This is a genomic window from Flavobacterium hungaricum (assembly GCF_015182285.1).
In the GTDB taxonomy this organism is placed as follows: domain Bacteria; phylum Bacteroidota; class Bacteroidia; order Flavobacteriales; family Flavobacteriaceae; genus Flavobacterium; species Flavobacterium hungaricum.
On record NZ_PRDM01000003.1, the window covers coordinates 469092 to 489858 of the forward strand.

Here is a 20767-nt window from a genome sequence, read left to right on the forward strand (position 1 = left end):
AACATGTTATTAACTCTAAAAAAACAACTAATATGATTAAAAACGTACTAAAGTTACTGTTAGTCATCTGCCTTTTTGGTTTTCAAAGCCTACAAGCGCAGACTACAGTAAAAGGAACGATAACAGATGCTGGAACGGGCAGTCCGATTCCTGGAGCAAATATTATTGTTAAAGGAACCAAAACGAGTGCATCAACAGATTTTGATGGTAAATACTCTATTAATGTTCCAAATCAAGCAGCAGTTTTAGTTTTTACCTATGTAGGATCTGCTACAAAAGAAGTTGCTGTTGGAACACAAACTACAATTAATGTAGCTTTAGGAGCAGACACACAACAATTGGGAGAAGTAGTTGTTACAGCTCTTGGTATCAGAAGAGAGAAAAAAGCAATTACGTATTCTGCACAAAACGTTTCGGTAGACGAAATTTCTGAAGCAAGATCATTAAACGTTGCCAACTCATTATCTGGTAAAGTTGCAGGTCTTAACTTCTCTACTACTTCAAACGGTGTTGGTTCTTCTTCTAGAATTACTTTACGTGGTAACCGATCTCTTAATGGTAACAACCAGCCATTATATGTAGTAGATGGTGTGCCGATTAGTAATGGTACAACAAACTCTAATCCTGATATTGATACAGGAGGAACTACTCAGCCAGATGGTATTTCTAACATTAACCCAGAAGATATTGCTTCGATGACTGTTCTTAAAGGACCTTCTGCAGCAGCACTTTACGGTTCTAGAGCATCAAATGGTGTGATCGTAATTACTACTAAATCTGGTAAAGCAGGAAAAACTTCTGTGTCGTTATCATCTAACTTTATGGCTTCTTCTGCTTATAACTTGATGAATTTACAAAACGAATACGGACAAGGTACACAAGGAAATTATGTTCCGAACTCAAGCTCAAGCTGGGGAGGAAAATTAGACGGACGTCAGGTTTCTAACTGGCAGCTGGTTCGTAATCCAAATTATGCTGGGCCGGCTACACAAAGCTATACAGCACAGCCAAACAACGTAATCGATTTTTACAAAACAGGTTACAACTTAGCAAATACATTAACAGTAACTGCTGGTAATGAAAAAGCACAAGGTTATTTCTCTTATACTAACACACGTGCTGAAGGTATTGTAGGAGGAAATGCAATGGATAGACACAATCTTAACTTAAGATTGACTAGTAAAATTACAGACAAATTGTCTTTGGATGTAAAAACAAACTACATTGTTCAGGATATTGATAACTTGTTAAGAACAGGTGAGGAGTCTATCGGAACATCTGCTTATTTATTGCCTCGTAGTATTGCTTACAACGATTACAAAAATTTCGAATTTTTTGATGGAGCTGGTCAAAGACAAGTAAACTATTTTCTTGACGAAACTGGATCTCCAGGAGGAAACCCTTTCTGGTCTGCTTTACGTGACGATGCTCGTACTGACAAAAGAAACAGATTTATTGGTTTAGCATCTCTTAAATATCAGTTTACAAATACTTTAAGTTTACAAGGTAGAGCTGGTTTGGATCAAATGACAAACAAAAACGTAAGAAACAGATATGCTACGAATGCATTCAACAGTAACTTGGGTTCTTACAGTGAATCTTATGAAACAGTAAGCGAATTAAATATTGATGCTTTACTTGCTTACAGCCAAAAATTCGGAGATTTTTCTATCGGACTTAATGCTGGTGCAAGTTCATTGCAGCAAAGTAATTCAGCTTTAAATTCAGGTGGTGTTTTGAGTAAAAGAAATTTCTTTGCCCTAAGTAATGTTCAAACAGTTCAATCTACATCTACTGCTTCAGAAAAAAGAATCAACTCTGTTTACGGATTTGGTCAGATTGGTTTCAGAAATTATTTGTTCTTAGACTTAACAGCTAGAAATGACTGGTCTTCTACTTTACCACAAGATTATTTCTACCCATCTTTCGGACTTTCTGCAGTAATCTCAGATATGGTTACATTGCCAGAAGTTATTAGTTTTGCAAAAGTAAGAGCTTCTTATGCACAAGTGGGTAACGATACAGATCCTTACCAAACACAACAAAGATACTCGTACATTGGAGGAAACGGCGGTATGTTATACGCACAAAGTACAAAAGCGAATCCGAACTTAAAACCAGAGATTTCTTCTTCTACAGAATTTGGTATAGATTTGAGATTTTTCAATAATCGTTTAGGTTTAGATGCTACTTATTTCAATACATTAACGAACAATCAAATTTTCTACATCAATACTCCAGAATCTTCTACTTTTTCTAGAGCAATTGTAAATGGCGGGGATATTGAAAACAAAGGTTACGAGCTTACGCTTACTGCAACTCCTATTCAGACACAAAATTTCACTTGGGATATTACAGCAAACTACGCTTCTTATAAATCTAAAATAAAATCTATCTTAGACGGAAGAGACGAGTTAGTTCTTGGTGAAGGTCGTTTAGTAAGAAGTAAAGTTGTTCAAGGTGGTGAGTACGGAGATTTATACATTAAAGGTTTCCAAAGAGATCCTGCTGGAAATATCATCGTAAATAGTGCGGGTATTCCTTTAGCAACAAACGGATTTGATGTTCGTGCAGGTAACTTTAATCCAGATTGGACAGCAGGTTTCAAAAACAACTTCAAATACAAAGATTTCTCTTTAAGCTTCTTAGTTGATTTCAGAATTGGTGGTGAAGTTATTTCATACACTCAGGCTAGACAAGCTGGTTTAGGAGTTAGTGAGGTTACTTTGGCAGGAAGAGAGGGCGGAATCGTTGTTCCTGGTGTTGTAGCTGCTGGAAACGGAACTTACACTCCAAACACAACAAGTATTACAGCTGAACAATACTGGACAGCAATCGGACAAAGAACTCCAATCGCAGAACCTTTTATTTATGATGCTACAAACATCAGATTAAGAGAACTTGTATTTGGTTATTCATTACCAAAACGTATCTTAGGTGAGTCAGGGTTTTCAAGTATTGATTTCTCTTTAGTAGGTAGAAATTTATTCTTCTTCTTGAACGAAGCGAAATATTTTGATCCAGAAGCGGGTGCAGGTACAGGAAACTTACAAGGTATAGAATCTTTCAACATTCCTTCTACGAGAGAATATGGAGTTAATGTTAAATTTGGATTTTAATTAAATAAAGATATCATGAAATATAGTCTTAAAATAAAAACATTAGGAGCAGCATTATTAGCATGTTCTATTTTGTCAAGCTGTACAGGCGATTTTGACGAAATAAACACAGATCCTAATTCATTAACAGAAGGTCAGTTAGATGCTACATTCGCAGGACCTGCATTTGCATCAGCATTGTACGCAGGTATTCACAACGGATCGTATTCTTCTCCAGGAGTAGATGACCAAGGTACTTGGGGTATTGCAACAGGTATTTTGTCTTCAACTTTCATTCACTACTTAAATTGCGGATACGGAACTGAAAGAAATGCGTTCGTAAACGGATACGAAGGAAGAGGATGGACAAGATTTTATACTGTAGCGGTTCCAGCTTTAAACAATGCTTTTAAAGCGTCTGCAGGAAATCCTGAAGCGCTTGCAGTACTTAAAGTATGGAAAGTATTTATGTACAACCAAATGGTAGATGCTTACGGACCAATTCCGTATACAGAAGCTGGAAATGGTAAAGAAAAAGTTCCTTACGACAGCGTAGAATTTATCTACGAAGATTTTTTCAAATTGTTAGACGAAGCAAATGCTACGCTTTCTTCTTCTTCTGCGACTACAGTTGCAGCTTTTCAGGCAAACGACAGAGTTTACGCTGGAAGTGTTGACAAATGGAGAGTTTTTGGAAACAGTATGAGATTACGTTTGGCTTTAAGAATTTCTGATAAAGATCCTGCAAAAGCTAAAACGCAGGCAGAAGCTGCGGTTGCTGCAGGAGTTATGCAGACAAACGATCAAGGTGCTTTCTTTAAAGCAAGTAACATTACACCAAACAACTTGAATATGATCGTAAACAGCTGGGGTTATACCATGACAGCTTCTATGGAAAGTATTTTAGTTGGTTATAATGACCCTCGTTTAGCTAAATGGTTTGCCCCAATCGATACCGGAGTTTACAGAGGACAGCCTGTTGGAGGTTTAGAAGATCAATTTGGAACTACTAAATTCTCTGCATTTAACAATGATGTAATGGGTAATGGTGCTGCAAACAACTTAAGTGAATCTAAAAACATCGAAATCTTTATGGCTTCTGAAAACTACTTGAGTAGAGCAGAAGGAGCTTTGAACGGATGGAACATGGGCGGAGATGCTAAAACCTTATACGAAACAGGTATCAGATTGTCTCTTGCACAATGGGGAATTACTGATGCTGCAGCAGTTAATGCTTACATCGCTGGTTCTACATTGCCAACTTTACCAAACGTTTTAACAGTTTATCCAACATTAGATTTACAGGATATTCCAGTAAAATTACCAGTAGCATTCTCTACAAATGTTGCTAATCAGCGTACACAGATTGCAGTTCAAAAATACTTAGCAATTTTCCCAGAATCTTGGGAAGCTTGGGCAGATTTAAGAAGAAGCGATGCTAAAGTAATTTATCCTGTTTTAAACACAGACAACACTGACCCAGGAGTTGGAAAATCTTTGATGAAAAGAATTATTTATGTTACAAATGAATATTCTTCTAACAAAGAAGCAGTTGATGATGGTATCGTAAAATTAGGCGGTGCAGATTCAGGTGGAACAAGACTTTGGTGGGACACAAAATAATTTATTTGGTAAGTAACGATCCACACAATCCTTACTTAAAATTCAAAAGGAGAGGTAACTCTCCTTTTGTTTTATATGGAAGTTTTGAATTCATAAGTTATTGAATTATGAATTTTAAAAAATTCTTATTAATCCGAGTTTTAGAAATAAATCAATTTTACGAGCATAAGAATAAACAAGAAGCAATAAACAACAAAAAGGATGATTAACTCCAAAATAAAAATCATCAAACAACACAAACATTAAATAAATTAAAAAATAATAATGGCTGTTACAAATACCACAAAAACCTCACAAACCAAACCAACCTTAATACCAATATTAATCATTGCAAGTCTGTTTTTTATTTTCGGATTCGTAACCTGGATCAATGGTGCATTGATTCCGTTTATGAAAACCATAAATGAATTAACGGCTGCGCAGTCTTTATTAGTGGCATCGGCGTCGTATATTTCTTTTGTGGTAATGGCGCTTCCAGCATCTTATATTTTAGCCAAAATCGGTTACAAAAAGGGAATGTCTCTGGGATTATTTATAATGGGATTTGGAGCACTGATTTTTATTCCTGCAGCCGAAGCCAGAACGTATTGGATGTTCTTGACCGGAATCTTTATTCAAGGTGCGGGAATGACTTTGCTGCAAACGGCATCCAATCCTTATATCACGATTTTAGGGCCAATAGAAAGTGCCGCAAAACGAATCTCGATTATGGGAATTTGTAATAAAATTGCAGGGGCTTTGGGATCGCTTATTTTTGGTTCAATTTTGTTATCAGGAATTGATGAAATTCAGGAAAAACTGGGCAAAGTAAGCGTCGAAGAAAAAAAAAATTTATTAAACAATATGGCAGACAGTGTTGTTGTGCCGTACATTTCTATGGCAGTGGTTTTGTTTGTTCTCGGATTGTTGATTCTAAAAGCACCGCTGCCAAATGTTGAAGCAGCGTCGATAGAAGAAGCAGAAGAAGGCAAAACAGCCAAAACGAGTATCTTTCAGTTCCCGCATCTTTGGCTTGGCGTGTTAACTTTATTTATGTACGTTGGAGTTGAAGTAATTGCCGGCGACACGATTATTGCTTACGGAATAGCATTAGGATTTCCTGCGGCAGATGCTAAATTCTTTACTACTTTTACTTTATTGGCAATGGTAGTAACATATGCATTAGGCGCATTTTTGATTCCGAGATACATTACTCAGGCTTTGGCTTTAAGAGTAAGTGCTGTGTTAGGAATTATTCTTTCTTTTTGCATCGTTTTCTCAACCGGATTTACTTCGGTTTTATTTGTAGCCGCTTTAGGTATTGCAAATGCTTTGGTTTGGCCTGCAGTCTGGCCGTTAACGCTTAATGGTTTAGGAAAATTTACTAAAACAGGTGCCGCATTATTGGTAATGGCAATTTCTGGCGGAGCGGTGATTCCGCCCTTATACGGAAAATTTGTAGACGGTGCCAAAGCAGATTTAATTGCCCAAGGAATAAGTGAAGTAAACGCAAGCGCGGCGGCCGCAACAAAAGGATATTGGATTTTGCTTCCGTGTTATGCCTTTATTCTTTATTACGCAGTTTCGGGTCATAAAGCAGGGCTTAGGAGTTAGTTAAGGGTTAGGAGTTATTCGTTAGGAGTTATTCGTTAGGAGTTATTCGTTATGAGTTAGGAGTTATTCGTTAGGAGTTAAAAGTTATTAGTTAGATGTGTATGTATGTGGCGTAAAAAGAAGATAGGATTTGAAAAGAATAAATAAGAAAATTGATGAATAGTAATTTAGATCTAAAATCTAAAATCCAGCATTTAACCTCTAACGCTTAACTCTTAACTCTTAACTCTTAACCCATAACCCATAACCTATAATTCCTAACGAATGACTTCTAACTCTTAACCCATAACTTCGACCTCCCCCCAACATTTCATAAATATTTCACATTAAAAAAATGAATTTCAAATTAAAAAATATCATAACTGTCTTCACTGCGATATTGTTATCTAACAACATAAATGCGCAGATGAAAGCAGTAAATATCGAAAGCAGTTACATTGCAGATCCACCCGTTACAAGTGCAAGCCACGCTTCAACTTTGGTAGAACACAAACCAAACGAAATTTTAGCAGCTTGGTTTGGCGGTAAATACGAAGGTGCAAAAGATGTTGGAATCTACATTGCGGCGTATAAAGATAAAAAGTGGTCGGAGCCTAAAAACCTAATTCAGCCCTTAATTAAAAACGGGGATACATTGCCGTGTTGGAATCCAGTTTTGTTTAAAAGCAAAAGCGAGAATCTGTATTTGTTTTACAAAGTAGGCAAAAATCCTAGAGAATGGTTTGGAGCTATGATCGTCTCAAAAGACAACGGAACGACTTGGGGAGAAGCAAAATACCTTCCATACGGATTTTTAGGCCCCATTCGAAATAAACCGATTGAAGTTACGTCTGGTGAAATCCTTTGCGGCAGCAGTACAGAAAGCGTAAAAACAGACGAATGGAGAGTTCATGTAGAAGTCTACAATGAAGCTGCAGATTCTTGGAAAAAAATAGAAGTAGAGAATGAGAATAACTTAGATGTCATTCAGCCCACATTTTTGATTCACAGCGCAAGCGATATTCAGATGTTGTCCCGAAGCAAACACAACAGAGTGGTTTCGAGCTGGTCGGGCGATAAAGGCAACAGTTGGATTAGAACAAATACAATTAATGTCGTTAATTCTAATTCTGGAATTGATGCTTTAACCGTAAATAAAAATCTGTTCTTGCTGGTGAACAATCCGCTGCCAATGGGAAAAGATTGGTTTAACGGCAGAAATATTCTAGATGTTGAATATTCTAAAGATGGTCTAAACTGGAAAAAATTATTTGATCTGGAAAAACAAGAAAAAGGAGAATTCAGTTATCCAGCCATAATTCAAACCAGCGACAAAAAAGTACATGTTTTGTATACGTATGATAGAAAGTACATTAAACATACCGTTTTTGAAATTAGTTTATAAAAACATTATGGCACACGGATTTTACGGATTCGCTATCGCGAAGACGCTGATTTTCGGTGATTTATGTTTCACGCAGATTTAAAAAGATTTTAGCAGAAAGCGCAGATTAATTCTTTAAATCATTTTAATTAAATCAAAATAATAAACTGTTGAATCTGCTTAAATCTGTCTAAATCTGCGTGAAACATAAATCAGCTTCTTTAAGGAAGGAATCCGCGTCATCTGCGTTCAAATTTTTTAGATAATAAATATGAAAATTTTACAAAATTGCATTATTCTACTTAGTTTCCTTTTTTTGAATACTATTTCAAACGCCCAAAAAATGGCGGAAACCTTTTACAAACACGACAAATATTTATCGTCTGATAAAATGCAAGGTCGTTTTCCGGGTACCAAACAGAATAACGAAGCAGCTGCTTATATTAGTAAAAACTTCAAAAAATACGGTTTACAGCCTTTCCATAAAAATTATTATCAGCCTTTTAAAGTTTTTATAAAAGAAGGAATCAATAAAATAAAATCGGACAGCGTGACGACTCAAAATGTTGTGGGGTATATCGAAGGCTCAGATCCGAATTTAAAAAACGAATTCATCGTAATCGGCGCGCATTACGATCATTGGGGATGGGGCGGAAAAGGATCTGGAAGTAAAAAGAAAGATACCCTTGCGATTCATAACGGAGCCGATGATAATGCTTCTGGAGTTTCGGCATTATTATGCATTCTAGAAGAAGTTTCAAAAATGAAAATCAAACCCAAAAGAAGCCTCATTTTTATTTCGTTCAGCGGAGAAGAAGAAGGTTTAATTGGTTCTAAATATTTTGTCAGCCATCTGCCTGTAAAAAAAGAAGCTGTAAAAGTCATGCTGAACATGGATATGGTTGGAAGGTTAAATGCCGAAAAACAGCTGTATATGGGCGGCGCAGGAACGTTCCCGAACGGAGTTGCACTTATGACCAAACTAGGCGAAAACAGCGGATTAAATCCCGTTGTACACGCTGGTGATGTAGGCGGATCTGATCATGTTTCCTTTTACAAAGCATCGATTGCTGCAGTGGGGTTTCATACCGGCGGCCATCCGCAGTACCACACGCCAGAAGACGATATCGAATTAATCAATTTTGAAGGAGGCGCATTAGTGTCAAAATATATTTTTAATGCATTGATTTCAATTGCAGATTATAACGAAGATTTAATTTTTATAAAACAAAACTAAGTTTATTGTACGCGGACGATACAGATTCGCTTTCGCGAAAGCGCTGATTTTTGCAGATTTTTATACTTTATTTTAATCAAAAGTTTTAAAATGAAATCTGCGTAAAAATAAAAAATCCGTTTAATCCGCGTCATTCGCGTTCCAATATTCGCAACGATATTAATTAGTTATTTGTTTGTTTTGAAGAAAGGCGGTGTCTATTAAATGTTATAGATGCCGTCTTTTACTTTAAAAGCCCACGCAGCCATCGCATCAATAACCGGCAATAGACCCGTTCCGGCACTGCTCAATTTATACGTTACAAACGGCGGCACAACGGGTTTTGCTTCGCGAATGACCAAACCATCGGCTTCTAACTGTTTGAGATGCTGAATCAGCATTTTCTCGGTTACGGCTGGAATAGCTCTTTTTAGTTCGCTGTAACGCTTATCTCCAGTCGATAAATGATAGAGAATAATAGGTTTCCAATAACCGCCTATTTTTTCCATAACAAAAGTTACAGGGCATTTTTCCAGCGCATACTGCTTATTTTCCTGAATAGTAGAGGATTCTTTAATTGCTGTCATAGTTACATACTTTAGGGTAAGTACTTGTATAAAAGTAAGTACAAATATACCTTTGTCTTCTCAAATAAAAAAACATTTAAAGATGAAAATTATAATTTCAGGTTCATTAGGAAACATAGGAAAGCCATTAACGGCACAATTAGTACAATCGGGTCATGATGTTACAGTGATCAGCAGCAGTGCAGACAGAAAAACAGCAATCGAAAATCTGGGAGCAAAAGCTGCGATTGGTTCTGTAAGCGATGCCGATTTTTTACAACAGACTTTTAGCGGTGCGGATGCCCTTTTTGCAATGACGCCTCCAAACATGGGCGGCCAAAACATTATCAAAAATACAGTTGCGGCAGGCAGCGCTTTCGCGAAAGCGATACAAGAAGCCGACATTAAGAGAGTCGTAATGTTAAGCAGCATCGGAGCCGACTTAGAGAGCGGGACTGGTCCGATTGCTGGACTGCATCAAATTGAGAAATTATACGAAAATCTTGATGCTTCAATCACTTTCTTGAGAGCGGGTTATTTCTACATTAATTTCTACAATGATATTCCGATGATAAAAGGAGCGGGGATTATGGGAGGTAATTTTCCAGCATCATTGCAAATTCCGTTAGTGCATCCAGAAGATATTGCTTGGGCTGCTGCCGAAGAGTTACAAAAAGCTCAAGAAGGAAAAAACATTCGTTATATTATCAGCGATGTAAAAACGCCTTCAGAAATTGTAAAAACATTTGGAGCTGCAATTTCAAAACCAGAACTTCCCTGGGTTGAGTTTACAGACGAACAATCTTTTGGCGGTATGACTCAGGCTGGTTTACCAGAAGAAATGGCTGGTCTGTATACCGAAATGGGTTCAGGATTAAGAAGCGGTAAAATCAGTGCCGATTTCTTAAACAATAATTTTTCGGTAGACGGTAAAATCAAATTAGAAGATTTTGCAAAAGAATTTGCTTCAAAATTCTAATTCCTATAAAAAAAACAATCCGCTCATTAATTCAGAGCGGATTGTCATTTAAAAAAAAACTCAAGGATTCATACAGTCTTTTAAAACTGTAAATTTTTAGAATACTCCGATATAGTGGTTTCCTGGTTTGTTAACCAATTTGGCTCCTTTTGTAACAGCGCCGGTAACAGAATCAATGATATAGATATTTCCATCTTTACCAACTGGAGTAACAGCAATATAAATTTCGTTTCCATCTACTACAAAACCTTGGTACTGACCAAAATTTAAATCAGCATCATAAGCAATTCCGTCTACCAATTTTGCAGTTTTTGCATTAAGGTCGATTCTTGCTACAAAACCTTGATCGCTTCCTTCATGATGGTAAACAGCATAGGCAATTCCGTTGGCAACATATCTCCAAGCATCAATATAAGAACCTTTAACTCCAAGTGCAGTGTCTAAACTGAAGACGTATGAGTTGTCGTATTCATTATTTTGGTCAATTTTTAAGATATAAGAACCATTTTTAGTATCTCTCTGCGTAGCTTGATAGATGTTTCCGTCATTTGCCACAAAGCTGTTAAAACTTCTGTAACCGCTTGTATCACCAAAACCAACTGTAGAAGTAATAAATTTTGGATTTTCTAATGAAGGATAATCAACCACAAGAGATTTAGATCCTAAACGCTCAAAATTACTTTCGTTTGCAGCAGTAGCAGGATTGGTTTTACGCATCCATGTTCCGATGATTAATTTGTTTCCAGCTTTGTTTAATGTCGGAGCATCTAAACGAAAAACGTGGTGCCCTAAAGCTTCTTCAGCTGGAGATAAAGGAATTTGATACTGCTCATAATTTGCAATTTTAATTCCTAAGAAATCTAAAGTCAATACCGTTGCAGTACCTCTTGTATGCTTGTATGTTTTTCCGTCAGCCTCAGTTACTACAACAGGAGCAGTTACATTTACCGCTACACCCGTTTTGTCACCATCAAAAAGTTTAACCCATCTTGGTGATGCTCCTGCATATTGCGCAATACTTACAGTCTGTCCTGATTGTACGAAGTTTTTACCTCCATTTACATTGTAAGTCATAAATTGACCTCCATTTGCACCTGTATAGGTAATATTAAAAAGTGTTTTTCCATCTACAGAAGACTGTAAACGTGCAGTTCTGCTTGACTGTACAGGTTCTCCGTTATCATAAGCATTAATAGAAACGTCTGGATTTTTAGCATCTTTTTTGCTTACAGAGAATACTTTTGTGCCGCCGTCTCCGTCTCCAGGATTAGTCTGCATGATAGCTCCGGCTACTGTTATCCATCTGTCTGCAGTTGGATCTACAGGAACTTCAGCAGCTTTATTGTCATCACTGCTGCAGCTTGTTAGCGCAAACGTGGTAAAAACCAATCCACAGGCAAGTAGTTTGAATGTACCTTTTTTCATATTTATTATATTTAGAATTAATTAATGAGTTACTAAAATTTGTTAAGGATGTAGTTTACTTTTAAATAGAAAGCTCTTCCAGGTTTTTGAACAGCAAAATTGTCGTAAACCTGTTCGTTGGTTATGTTTTTAGCATCAAAACTTACAATATACTTTCTGCTCGGAAATGTGTAGCTCAAACCTAAGTCATGAGGAAATTGAGAAGGTGTTTTATCCATTTCAGTATTAAGCCAGGTAGTATAAAATTCAGCGACATAACTAAAATTGTAATACAGATTCAATTCTGACTTTTCCTGCAGTACATTTTTAAAATTGTATTGTGCATTTGCATTAATTATAAAGTAAGGTTCATTGGGATATCGTTTATTATAATGATCGTAGATCGCTCCGTTTTTATCGTATTTGTCTTTAAAAAGAGAGTTAAATTTTGACATATTCATGGATAAGAACAATTTATTCTTGTTCGAATATTCTAACGAAGCCTCGTAGCCAAGCGATTGTGCCGTTCCCATATTGACAGACGGCGTCGCCTGCAAAGCTTCATTAACTCTTGTACTGAATTGACGAACAATTTTATCCTTAGAGTTTCTCCAAAATCCAGAACCCCCAAATCTGAATTTGTGTTCGTTAACTTTAAAAGGACCAAATCGCAGTCCCACATTTAGATTATTGCTCTGTTCTGGTTTTAATGAACTGTTTTGAGTTTGATTCTCTCCTGGATTACCGAATATTTCATTTTCAGAAGGAAGTCTGATGGCTTTTTCTGCAGATGTCGAAAACATCAATTTGGGTAAAATGAAATAAGATGCCGCAAGTCCGTAACCGTAATAAGTGGTATTGTTACTTTCAAAGTTTTCCGTAATTGTTGTCTGGCCGTTTACTGTTGTGACGACAGGAGTTCTCTGTTCATTTTTTTGATTGTATCTTTTACCAAAAAGATTCGTTCTTAAACGGGAACCCAAACCCTCAAACTCGTAGGCAAACGATAAAATGTTTTTTTGCAGATCACGTTTTTGCTGAAAATTTCTTTCCAGTTCCGATTTCATTTCATCAAAATCATTTCTCATAAAAGAGTAAAGCATCGTACTGAATACAAATCTGTGATTTTCATTTACAGTATAATTTAAACCCGCTCTTGTACTAAAAATTTTATTGTTAAGATGAAGAATCGTTGGAGCTCCTTGTTGTGCACCGTTTGGCGTTAAGATAGGAAGACCTTTAAGTCCAATTACCTTTTCATTAAACCAGTTGTAATTCCATTTTACAGTATCGTTTACAACTTCATTTCGTTGACTAAAAACAGAATTAATGTTAAATTCCAATCCTTTTACTATAAAATCTTTTTTAGCATAATTAATACTTATTACTCGGGCATCTGCTTCTGTAAATCTACCTTTGTAAGGAGTTGACATGGCCTGTCCATGCTGAATTTCGTTGTAATCGTCAGACATATTGATGCCGACCAAGAAAGTGTCCGCCCATTCCACATCAGTAAATCCAAGTTCAAAACGGCCGCCGTAAGAACGATACGCATCATTAAAACGTTTGGCTCTTATCGGGATCATCTGACCGTCTGGCTGAATGTCTCGTGCAAACTTTCCCCAGATTTCATAATTATTATCAGAGTAATTATAAAAGCCTGACCCCTTAAGCGTAAAACCAGATTTGTCACGGTATGTTGTATTAAAATTAGACTGAATTGTATTAAATGATCCGTAAGATACAGAGGCGTTTAAGGTGTTTTTGGCTCCTTTTTTTAATATAACATTAATCGCACCTCCCAAGGCATCATCGGCTAAATGAGCCGGAATAACGCCTTTGTAAACTTCAATACGCTCTATTAAAGCCGGCGGAATACTGTTTAAGTTAAAAGAAGAACCGTAAGTCGAGATCGGAATTCCATCGATAAAGATTCTGATAGCATTGCCGCTCATCCCATTCAAATTGTAGGTAACATTAGAACCTAATCCGCCATTTTGTCGAATACGGACTCCGGCAGATTGTCCTAATAAATCGTTGGTTTGAATATTTCTTTTAGCCGCCTCCTGTGTTTCGATCACGTTTACAGAAAACCCTTTTTCTACAATTTCTTTTTTTATTGATTTCTTCTGCAGCACCACTTCTTTTAGCGATCTGGCATCGTTTCGCTGTAATGAAATATGAAGTTCTAAAGTGGGTTTATTAAGAATAACTTTCGTAGTTTTCGGCTGCGCTTCCATAGAAGTAATTTCTAAAATATAGGCGCCGTAAGCAACACCTTTAATTTCAAAACGACCGTTATCGTCTACGATAGTATATTTTTGAGTTCCTTTGATCGAAACGGTAGCGCCAAAAGCCAATTCGTTTTGGCTGTAAGAAACTTTTCCAGAAATAGTTCCGGTTTGTGACCAGCTTGTAATAGTAATAAAAAATAGAAGTAGAAATAATCTCATGTTAGTCTGCGAATAAAGTGCAGCAAACTTATATGATAATTTATATTTAATCTAAATAAAGCTATTAGAAGATTATTAGATTTACATTAGAGGTTTTAATGTTGGATTTTTGAATCCTATAAGTTATAGAAAGTCGTTTGAATTTTTATGTAACGAGCTGTTTTTTAAACGCAAAGAGCGCAAATATTTATAGTTGCTTTCTGTTTATAAACGAAAAGTTCGCAAAGCTTTATCAATAAAACTTTGCGAACTTTGCGTAATTCTTGGTGTTCTTTGCGGTTAAATAATCAAACAGTTTAAATGAACTTATACTGCTTATAGGGTTTATTTATTCTAAAATTTAGTCTTGAAATCTTTAATTTTAAAATTAGCAGATTTAATCACTTTTCCTTTATCCGTAATCAGTAAGCAGCTGTATTCTGGAAATTTTTGAAGTAAAGCCAGACCTTCTTTCTGACCCAAAACCATAATAGAAGTACTCAATCCGTTGGCGGTTTCGGCATTTGGACCAAAGACGGTCACGCTGCACAAACCCGTTGCGGGATATCCTGTTGCGGGATTTATAATATGCGAATATCGTTTTCCGTTAAAAACGACAAATTTTTCATAGCTGCCCGAAGTCGTAACCGCTTCTTGTTCTAACGGCACAACCGCTAAAACTTTTTCAGGCTTAAACGGATTCGTGATTCCGATTTTCCAAGGCGAACCATTCGGTTGTTTTCCCCAAGTACTCATGTCGCCCGAGCCGTTTATAATTCCGGCCTTAATTCCTTGAGAAAGCATCATGTCACGGCATTTGTCTGTTGCGTAACCTTCTCCTAGAGCGCCAAAACCAATTTTCATGCCTTTGATTTTTAGAAAAATAGTAGACGCACCGCTGTCCAGAACAATATTTTTGTAGCCTACTTTTTCTACCGATTTTTTGATGGCTTCCGCCGAAGGCATTTCGGTCATCGAGCCGTCAAATTTCCAAATACGGTCCATTGCCGCAAAACTGATATCAAAACCGCCGTTGGTAATTTCAGAAAGTTTGATGGCTCTCTGCGTCAATTCAAAAACCTCACGATCGACTTTTATGGGTTTTATCCCCGAATTCTGATTGACTTGAGAAACCTGCGAATCCGGTTTCCAATCAGAAATTAAGTTTTCAATTCTAGTAATCTCAGCAATAACTTCCTCAATTTTCTGACTCGCCGTTGCAGAATCTTTGGCAACAATCGAAATATCAAAACGCCCGCCCATTAAAAGCGTCGTTTTTTTGCGCAAAACCTGTCCGCTTAACGGAAATGCACAAAACAACATTATTAGAATTATCGTTTTTTGAGGATTTGTCATAAGATCAGTTTTTCAGACGATGATGATGCGAATTTTCACAGATTTAAAAATCTTTTTTTCAGTGCCTTCGCGATAATGAATCCGTGTTATCCGCGTGCAATTTAAGCAATTACATTAATAACAATCCGTTAAGATCTGACCGCTGCGTTTGTATTCTGTAATATTTTTAGAATTTGAAGTTAAGCAGAGTTCGTCCAGAATATTTTCAACATCGTTTTGCATTTGGAGCGAACCACAAATCATAATCACGCCGCCTTGTTGTAAGAGGCGGATAAAAAAGTTTGCATCACGTTTTATCAAATCCATTACATAAATATGTTCTGCTTCACGCGAAAGCGCCACATGAAAATTCTCTAAGTGTTCTTTCTGAATCATAATTCCAGCAAACTTCTGGTAAGCCAAAAGTGTCGGCGTAACCATTCTGAAACCGCTGTACAAATGAAATTCGGTTTTCGCTTTATTCTGTTCAATCATTCCAAGGAAAGGGGCAATTCCGGTTCCGTTGGATATAAAGGCAGCTTTTGGCGCTTTTTTAGGAAGATGAAATGCAGCGTTTTTAAGAATCCGTGCTTTTATAGTATCTCCCGGTTCTAATTTGTTCAAATAACCAGAACCCAGACCAAATGGATGCAGTTTTACAACGAGCTGTATGTTTCCGGTATGTTTCCCGATAGAGTAGAGGCGTTCGCGATTGTCGTTTGCGGGATAAACCGCCAGTAAATCTCCAGAAGTAAATTTGGTTCTGCTGCCGGCACGAAGCGTTAACAAAAATGTATGTTCGGTATCAGAAATTGGTGTTTTATCTAAAACCAGTAATTTTTCCAATCCTTTAGGCACCTGATTATAAACAGATGGAGTCTGCGATAAAACAAGAGCACTTTTAGAATTCCATAATTTAGTCCATTCTACAAATTCTTCAGCCGATTTGTCGTTGACGGTCTGCATTGGTAAAAAACGTTCTGCCCAAGTTTGATTTTCTAATAAATGATCTACTTTCTTTGCAAAACCGCAAAAATCAGGATAGGCTTTAGAACCAAAACCGATCACAGAAAATTTAGTTTTATGTTCTTGCGAATGTTTTTTAAGGATCGAAATAAATTTATTTCCGTTAGAAGGTGCATCACCTAAGCCATGTGTAGAGGTAAAAACGATAATATGTTCGGCTTTCGGAAAAGTCTTAAAACTGTTTAACTCGGACAAAAATACTTTTTCTCCCGCCGCAATTAATTGTTTCTGAATCGCATTGGCAAAACGCAGCGAACTTCCGTTTTCTGACCCTGCGAGTAAGATGTATTTACTTTCGCTGGCTTTAAATTTATTCTTAATGCGGCTTGCTCTTCTTTTTAAGGTAATAGCAAATCCGGAGTAAATAAAGAATAAAATATTGATACAAGCCAATCCTAATATAACAGCCCAAATTGCATTAATTCTTCCAGTATGAAGATCAAGGCTCAAAGCACCCAATTGGGTTCTCACAGGCGAAAGTTTTTCAGAAGTAACCAATCCAGTTCCTTGATTGACTTCGACTTCACGGTCTTTTAATTCAATAATAAAATACTCTTCTGGATCGTCTGTAAAAGGGAATTCAATTTTTTTAACATCACTCAAAAGTGTGTTTTTAAAGAAGTTTTCTTTATTATTTTTGGTTAAATCTGCTTCTGATGTTTTGACTTCTTTTACTTTTTCATCTTTAGGCATAAAGAAATTAAATCGTTCTAAAGACAAATAAGTTCCTGTTACCGCAATTGCCAAAATCGGAATCAAAGCAATTCTTCCTAAAATAACATGATAATATTGAGCAAAATATTCTTTGATGACTTTTGAAAAGAAATTGCGGATCCCTTTTTGTCTTTTTAAAACCAAAACAAAACCCGAAATGGCAATTAAAAATAAAAGAAACGAAATGACCCCAACAAAAAAACGTCCTGTTTCGTGCAGAAACAAAGAGCGGTGCAGACTGGTAACCCACTGAATAAATTCACTTTTCTTTACTGGTTTTCCTAATTCTTTTCCTGTTTTAGGATCTATGTAAGCATTAATATCATTTCCGTCTTCATCAAGTGCTTTAAGGGTTACAAACTGATTGTAATCGACACTTAATTCGGTAATTTCCATGTACGATTTTTTTAGGATCGGAAGGGTTTCTCCCAAAGTCAGTTTGTCAAAATCTGCTGCTTTGTATGGCAGTGTTTTTTCTTGTACCGCATCGACCGATAGAATAATTCCGGTTACCGAAGCTAAAATCAAAAAAAGAGAAGAAAACAAGGCCAAAGCCAAGTGTGTGTAACGCCAGAAAGAAAGAGTCATGGAATGTATTCTAGAATGGAAAAGTATTTATTTCAGTTATTATTTGAAATTAATAAAGTTTATATTTTAAAGCGGCTAAAACGAATTCGTTATCACGAAAACGCGGCTTTGCACGGATTTTTTAGATTTATAATTAAGCTAGATTTTATTTTCAAAATAAAAAATCCGTGTAAATCTGCGTTCTTACGAAGTAAATCCACTTTAGCAGCGTTCTAATTTACTGTGCTTAAAGATTATATTTTAATAAGTTTTACATATTTAATGTAGCCTTTTCCGTCTGTTTTATCAGCAAGACCTTCTGTTGTCAGCGCCACTTCAAGATCACTTACATAATATTTCTGATCTTCAACAGCCGATTCAAAACGTAATTTATATCCTTTATTGATTTTAGAATTTTCAATCTCAAAAGTGGTTACACTGCGATCGCCTCCAGTTACAGAAGCACCCGTTTTTGCACTGATATCTTCTGCTTTCTGAGTGTGGAATTTATTCCATTCTTTTAATGATTTGTACCACTTTTTATCATCACCCATTACATAAAGTGTTTTTTCGTATTCGCCGTTTGCATTAATAAGCGACACTACGATATAAGCACCTTCTCCCATATAATTATTCATTTGCAGCATGCATTTGTATTTGCTTGACTGGGCATTAGAATTGAAAGAAAGTAAAAAGATAAAAGCGCTTGTAAGGGTAATTTTTAATATAGATTTCATTTTTTATTTTTAAGTTATGGGTTAAGGGGAAGAAGTTAAGAGTTAAGAAAGAGAAGTTATGTGTTATTAGTTATGCGTATGTGATAAAATCACAGCTGCAAACTTCGCACTCATAACCGCTCGCTCATTACTCTTAACTTCTAACTTTTAACTTCAATTTCCAAATGTAAAGTTTGGAATTTGGAATTTCAAATATTGAATATTAATTCTTTGTTTTTATTTTAAAAATTCAACAGAAATGTTGCCTTTTGTAAGCAGTTCATTTTCTTTAGCTAAAGCGTAAGCTGTTTCGTCAAATTCTGTACTGATGTCTTTTTTAGCGCCAGCCGAAACCAGGTATTTTAAAATCGAATCATCTTTAGAAGTCATTGCAGCTCTGTGCAGAGCAGTTAAACCATCTTTGTTTTTAGCATTAATATCAACTTTTAAATCAGTGATTTTTTTAAGTAGCGCAACATCATTTTTAGTAATTGCTAAATGATATAAAGTATTTCCATCTTTTTGAGCTGCAGCTAAATTTAATCCCTTATCCTGAAGTAATTTTGCTTTAGCATCAAACGGATCTTGTTTTGGAGTTTCTCTTTCTCTTCCAGCCGGACGATAAGATTGTACCAAATATACGCCTAGATTATTTCCGTCTTTATCCTTTACATTTACATCTGCGCCTTTAGCCAAAAGTAAACTTACAGCTTCTGGAGTTCCGTATTGCACCGCTTTTGTCAAAGCCGATTCGCCTTTTAAATTTTGAACATTTAAGTTTTTAGCTTTCGGAATAAACAATTCTAAAACAGCAGTTTCTCTTGCCGAAGCGGCTGTCATAACAGGCGTATTTCCTTCTTTATCCGCTTTGTTCACATCAACACCTTTGTCTAAGAAATATTTAATAATTTCCGTCTGATTTGGTTTTCCAGCTAAAATATGCAATACATTCTGGCCCGCTTTGTTCTGCGCAGCCGGTTTCAATTTTACTTCTTCAACCAAATATTTATAAGTTTCAAGAGTATTGGTTTCTCTGCGGCTTCCTTGAGCTGCAATCAAAAGTGCTTCGTCAGTGGGTTTAATTCCTTTTTCAATAAGTTTTTTCAAAAGTGCAATATTCCCAGATCTTGAAGCGTAGGTAAAAGCAGTATTTCCGTTAGCGTCAACATCTTTAAGAGACATTCCTTTAGTTTCAAAGTATGCAGCAGCTTTTAAATCTTTATCAGAAGCAATCGCCAAAAGTAAAAGGTTGGCACCATTTGTATATTTTTTGGCCGGATTAATACCTGCCTTAAAAAATGCATCGTACATCGCTGGATTGGCCTGCCCGTTTGAAGCAGCAAAATCTGCAGGAGCTGTTCCATGGCTGTCTTCAAAATTTACATCAGAACCTTTTGTAATAAGATACTGTACCAATTCGGTATTTCCTCTATAAGCGGCCCAATGTAAATAAATACGATTGTCGTGTGTTAATTTGGTGATTGAATTTCCCGGCTGGTCAATTAAAAATTTTATCGTTTCTATCGGCGCATCATTGTTGATTGCCAATGTAGTAACGTCAAAAGCATTGCTGTTGGCTTCTGCAGGATTGTTTCCTTTTGCGATTTCAGATTTAACGGTATTGACATCTGGAGCCGTTTTCCAGAAAGAAGCCTCCAAAAGACTATTTTTTTGCTGTGCACTAACCAATAGAGTTGCTGCTAATGCTAAAGAAACAAAAAGATTCTTTTTCATATTGTTATGTTTAGGGTTGTTGAATTGTTTTTGGACAATTTTTGTTCTTTATATTCTTCTATTTAGAATAAATAAAAATAAAGCAAAAGTAAAAATTTATATTCTTAAACCAATTATTATTTGGACTAAATCGGGATTTTGTGTTGTTTAATCTGTATTTTAAGGAAGCCTTAAGCTAATTTTAATTTTTATTTAATTTATAACAGAAAATCAGAATTTGAATCCTTCTTTATGATTATCAGAAACAACAACTTTAAAACAAAAGTACAGCCTGATGCAGCTTTTTTTGGATCTCAAATTTCGTCTTTCAAATTTTAACTGTTAAAGTTGATTTAAATCATTTTTTCTATAAAGGAAAAGATTTTTACTGTTTACACTCTTTTTTATAAATAGTTGTTATA

Annotated in this window: 13 protein-coding genes; 6 read left to right on the plus strand and 7 right to left on the minus strand. The window is 36.1% G+C overall.

What is annotated here, in order from left to right:
• Positions 1–32: 32 nt before the first annotated feature.
• From C4F50_RS15095 to C4F50_RS15115, 5 genes are all read left to right on the plus strand, one after another.
• Positions 33–3119 carry a SusC/RagA family TonB-linked outer membrane protein gene (locus tag C4F50_RS15095; RefSeq protein ID WP_194139484.1) on the plus strand — a complete coding sequence of 1029 codons (3087 nt, stop codon included), beginning with the start codon at positions 33–35 and terminating at the stop codon, positions 3117–3119.
• A 15-nt stretch (positions 3120–3134) separates the two neighbouring features.
• Entirely contained in the window at positions 3135–4721 is a 1587-nt protein-coding gene (locus tag C4F50_RS15100) for a SusD/RagB family nutrient-binding outer membrane lipoprotein (RefSeq protein WP_194139485.1), read from the plus strand.
• Between the two features lie 264 nt (positions 4722–4985).
• Positions 4986–6314 (plus strand): sugar MFS transporter, encoded by a 1329-nt coding sequence (locus C4F50_RS15105; protein ID WP_194139486.1) that lies wholly within the window; start codon positions 4986–4988, stop codon positions 6312–6314.
• A gap of 334 nt (positions 6315–6648) precedes the next feature.
• Positions 6649–7698, plus strand: coding sequence for a sialidase family protein (locus C4F50_RS15110; protein WP_194139487.1), 1050 nt, complete (start codon positions 6649–6651; stop codon positions 7696–7698).
• 322 nt (positions 7699–8020) lie between these two features.
• Positions 8021–8914: a M20/M25/M40 family metallo-hydrolase gene (locus tag C4F50_RS15115; RefSeq protein WP_194139488.1), complete on the plus strand. Its 894-nt coding sequence runs from the start codon at positions 8021–8023 to the stop codon at positions 8912–8914.
• 200 nt (positions 8915–9114) lie between these two features.
• Here the strand turns inward: C4F50_RS15115 and C4F50_RS15120 are convergent, their stop codons facing one another.
• Positions 9115–9480 carry a winged helix-turn-helix transcriptional regulator gene (locus C4F50_RS15120; RefSeq protein WP_194139489.1) on the minus strand — a complete coding sequence of 122 codons (366 nt, stop codon included), beginning with the start codon at positions 9478–9480 and terminating at the stop codon, positions 9115–9117.
• An 82-nt stretch (positions 9481–9562) separates the two neighbouring features.
• On the opposite strand from C4F50_RS15120, the gene C4F50_RS15125 reads away from it, so the two are divergent.
• Positions 9563–10438, plus strand: coding sequence for an NmrA family NAD(P)-binding protein (locus C4F50_RS15125; RefSeq protein ID WP_194139490.1), 876 nt, complete (start codon positions 9563–9565; stop codon positions 10436–10438).
• A 96-nt stretch (positions 10439–10534) separates the two neighbouring features.
• Here C4F50_RS15125 and C4F50_RS15130 read toward each other — a convergent pair whose 3' ends face one another.
• The 6 genes from C4F50_RS15130 to C4F50_RS15155 all read right to left on the minus strand — a co-directional run bounded on the left by C4F50_RS15130 (position 10535) and on the right by C4F50_RS15155 (position 20366).
• The gene (locus C4F50_RS15130) at positions 10535–11863 is read right to left on the minus strand and encodes a DUF4374 domain-containing protein (RefSeq protein WP_194139491.1); all 1329 of its coding nucleotides are present in this window, start codon (positions 11861–11863) and stop codon (positions 10535–10537) included.
• A 32-nt stretch (positions 11864–11895) separates the two neighbouring features.
• Positions 11896–14295 carry a TonB-dependent receptor gene (locus tag C4F50_RS15135; protein WP_194139492.1) on the minus strand — a complete coding sequence of 800 codons (2400 nt, stop codon included), beginning with the start codon at positions 14293–14295 and terminating at the stop codon, positions 11896–11898.
• Between the two features lie 333 nt (positions 14296–14628).
• Positions 14629–15630 (minus strand): FAD:protein FMN transferase, encoded by a 1002-nt coding sequence (locus C4F50_RS15140; protein ID WP_194139493.1) that lies wholly within the window; start codon positions 15628–15630, stop codon positions 14629–14631.
• Positions 15631–15744: 114 nt separating this feature from the next.
• Positions 15745–17937 (minus strand): PepSY domain-containing protein, encoded by a 2193-nt coding sequence (locus C4F50_RS15145; RefSeq protein WP_194139494.1) that lies wholly within the window; start codon positions 17935–17937, stop codon positions 15745–15747.
• 233 nt (positions 17938–18170) lie between these two features.
• Entirely contained in the window at positions 18171–18653 is a 483-nt protein-coding gene (locus tag C4F50_RS15150) for a DUF2271 domain-containing protein (protein ID WP_194139495.1), read from the minus strand.
• A 216-nt stretch (positions 18654–18869) separates the two neighbouring features.
• A complete protein-coding gene (locus C4F50_RS15155; RefSeq protein WP_194139496.1) occupies positions 18870–20366 on the minus strand; it encodes an ankyrin repeat domain-containing protein in 1497 nt (498 codons plus the stop codon).
• Positions 20367–20767 lie beyond the last annotated feature (401 nt).

Excerpts from the sequence above, each read along its gene's own strand:
- C4F50_RS15095 (WP_194139484.1), top strand. The coding sequence starts at position 33 with ATGATTAAAAACGTACTAAAGTTACTGTTAGTCATCTGCCTTTTTGGT.
- C4F50_RS15100 (WP_194139485.1), top strand. The coding sequence starts at position 3,135 with ATGAAATATAGTCTTAAAATAAAAACATTAGGAGCAGCATTATTAGCA.
- C4F50_RS15105 (WP_194139486.1), top strand. The coding sequence starts at position 4,986 with ATGGCTGTTACAAATACCACAAAAACCTCACAAACCAAACCAACCTTA.
- C4F50_RS15110 (WP_194139487.1), top strand. The coding sequence starts at position 6,649 with ATGAATTTCAAATTAAAAAATATCATAACTGTCTTCACTGCGATATTG.
- C4F50_RS15115 (WP_194139488.1), top strand. The coding sequence starts at position 8,021 with ATGGCGGAAACCTTTTACAAACACGACAAATATTTATCGTCTGATAAA.
- C4F50_RS15120 (WP_194139489.1), bottom strand. The coding sequence starts at position 9,480 with ATGACAGCAATTAAAGAATCCTCTACTATTCAGGAAAATAAGCAGTAT.
- C4F50_RS15125 (WP_194139490.1), top strand. The coding sequence starts at position 9,563 with ATGAAAATTATAATTTCAGGTTCATTAGGAAACATAGGAAAGCCATTA.
- C4F50_RS15130 (WP_194139491.1), bottom strand. The coding sequence starts at position 11,863 with ATGAAAAAAGGTACATTCAAACTACTTGCCTGTGGATTGGTTTTTACC.
- C4F50_RS15135 (WP_194139492.1), bottom strand. The coding sequence starts at position 14,295 with ATGAGATTATTTCTACTTCTATTTTTTATTACTATTACAAGCTGGTCA.
- C4F50_RS15140 (WP_194139493.1), bottom strand. The coding sequence starts at position 15,630 with ATGACAAATCCTCAAAAAACGATAATTCTAATAATGTTGTTTTGTGCA.
- C4F50_RS15145 (WP_194139494.1), bottom strand. The coding sequence starts at position 17,937 with ATGACTCTTTCTTTCTGGCGTTACACACACTTGGCTTTGGCCTTGTTT.
- C4F50_RS15150 (WP_194139495.1), bottom strand. The coding sequence starts at position 18,653 with ATGAAATCTATATTAAAAATTACCCTTACAAGCGCTTTTATCTTTTTA.
- C4F50_RS15155 (WP_194139496.1), bottom strand. The coding sequence starts at position 20,366 with ATGAAAAAGAATCTTTTTGTTTCTTTAGCATTAGCAGCAACTCTATTG.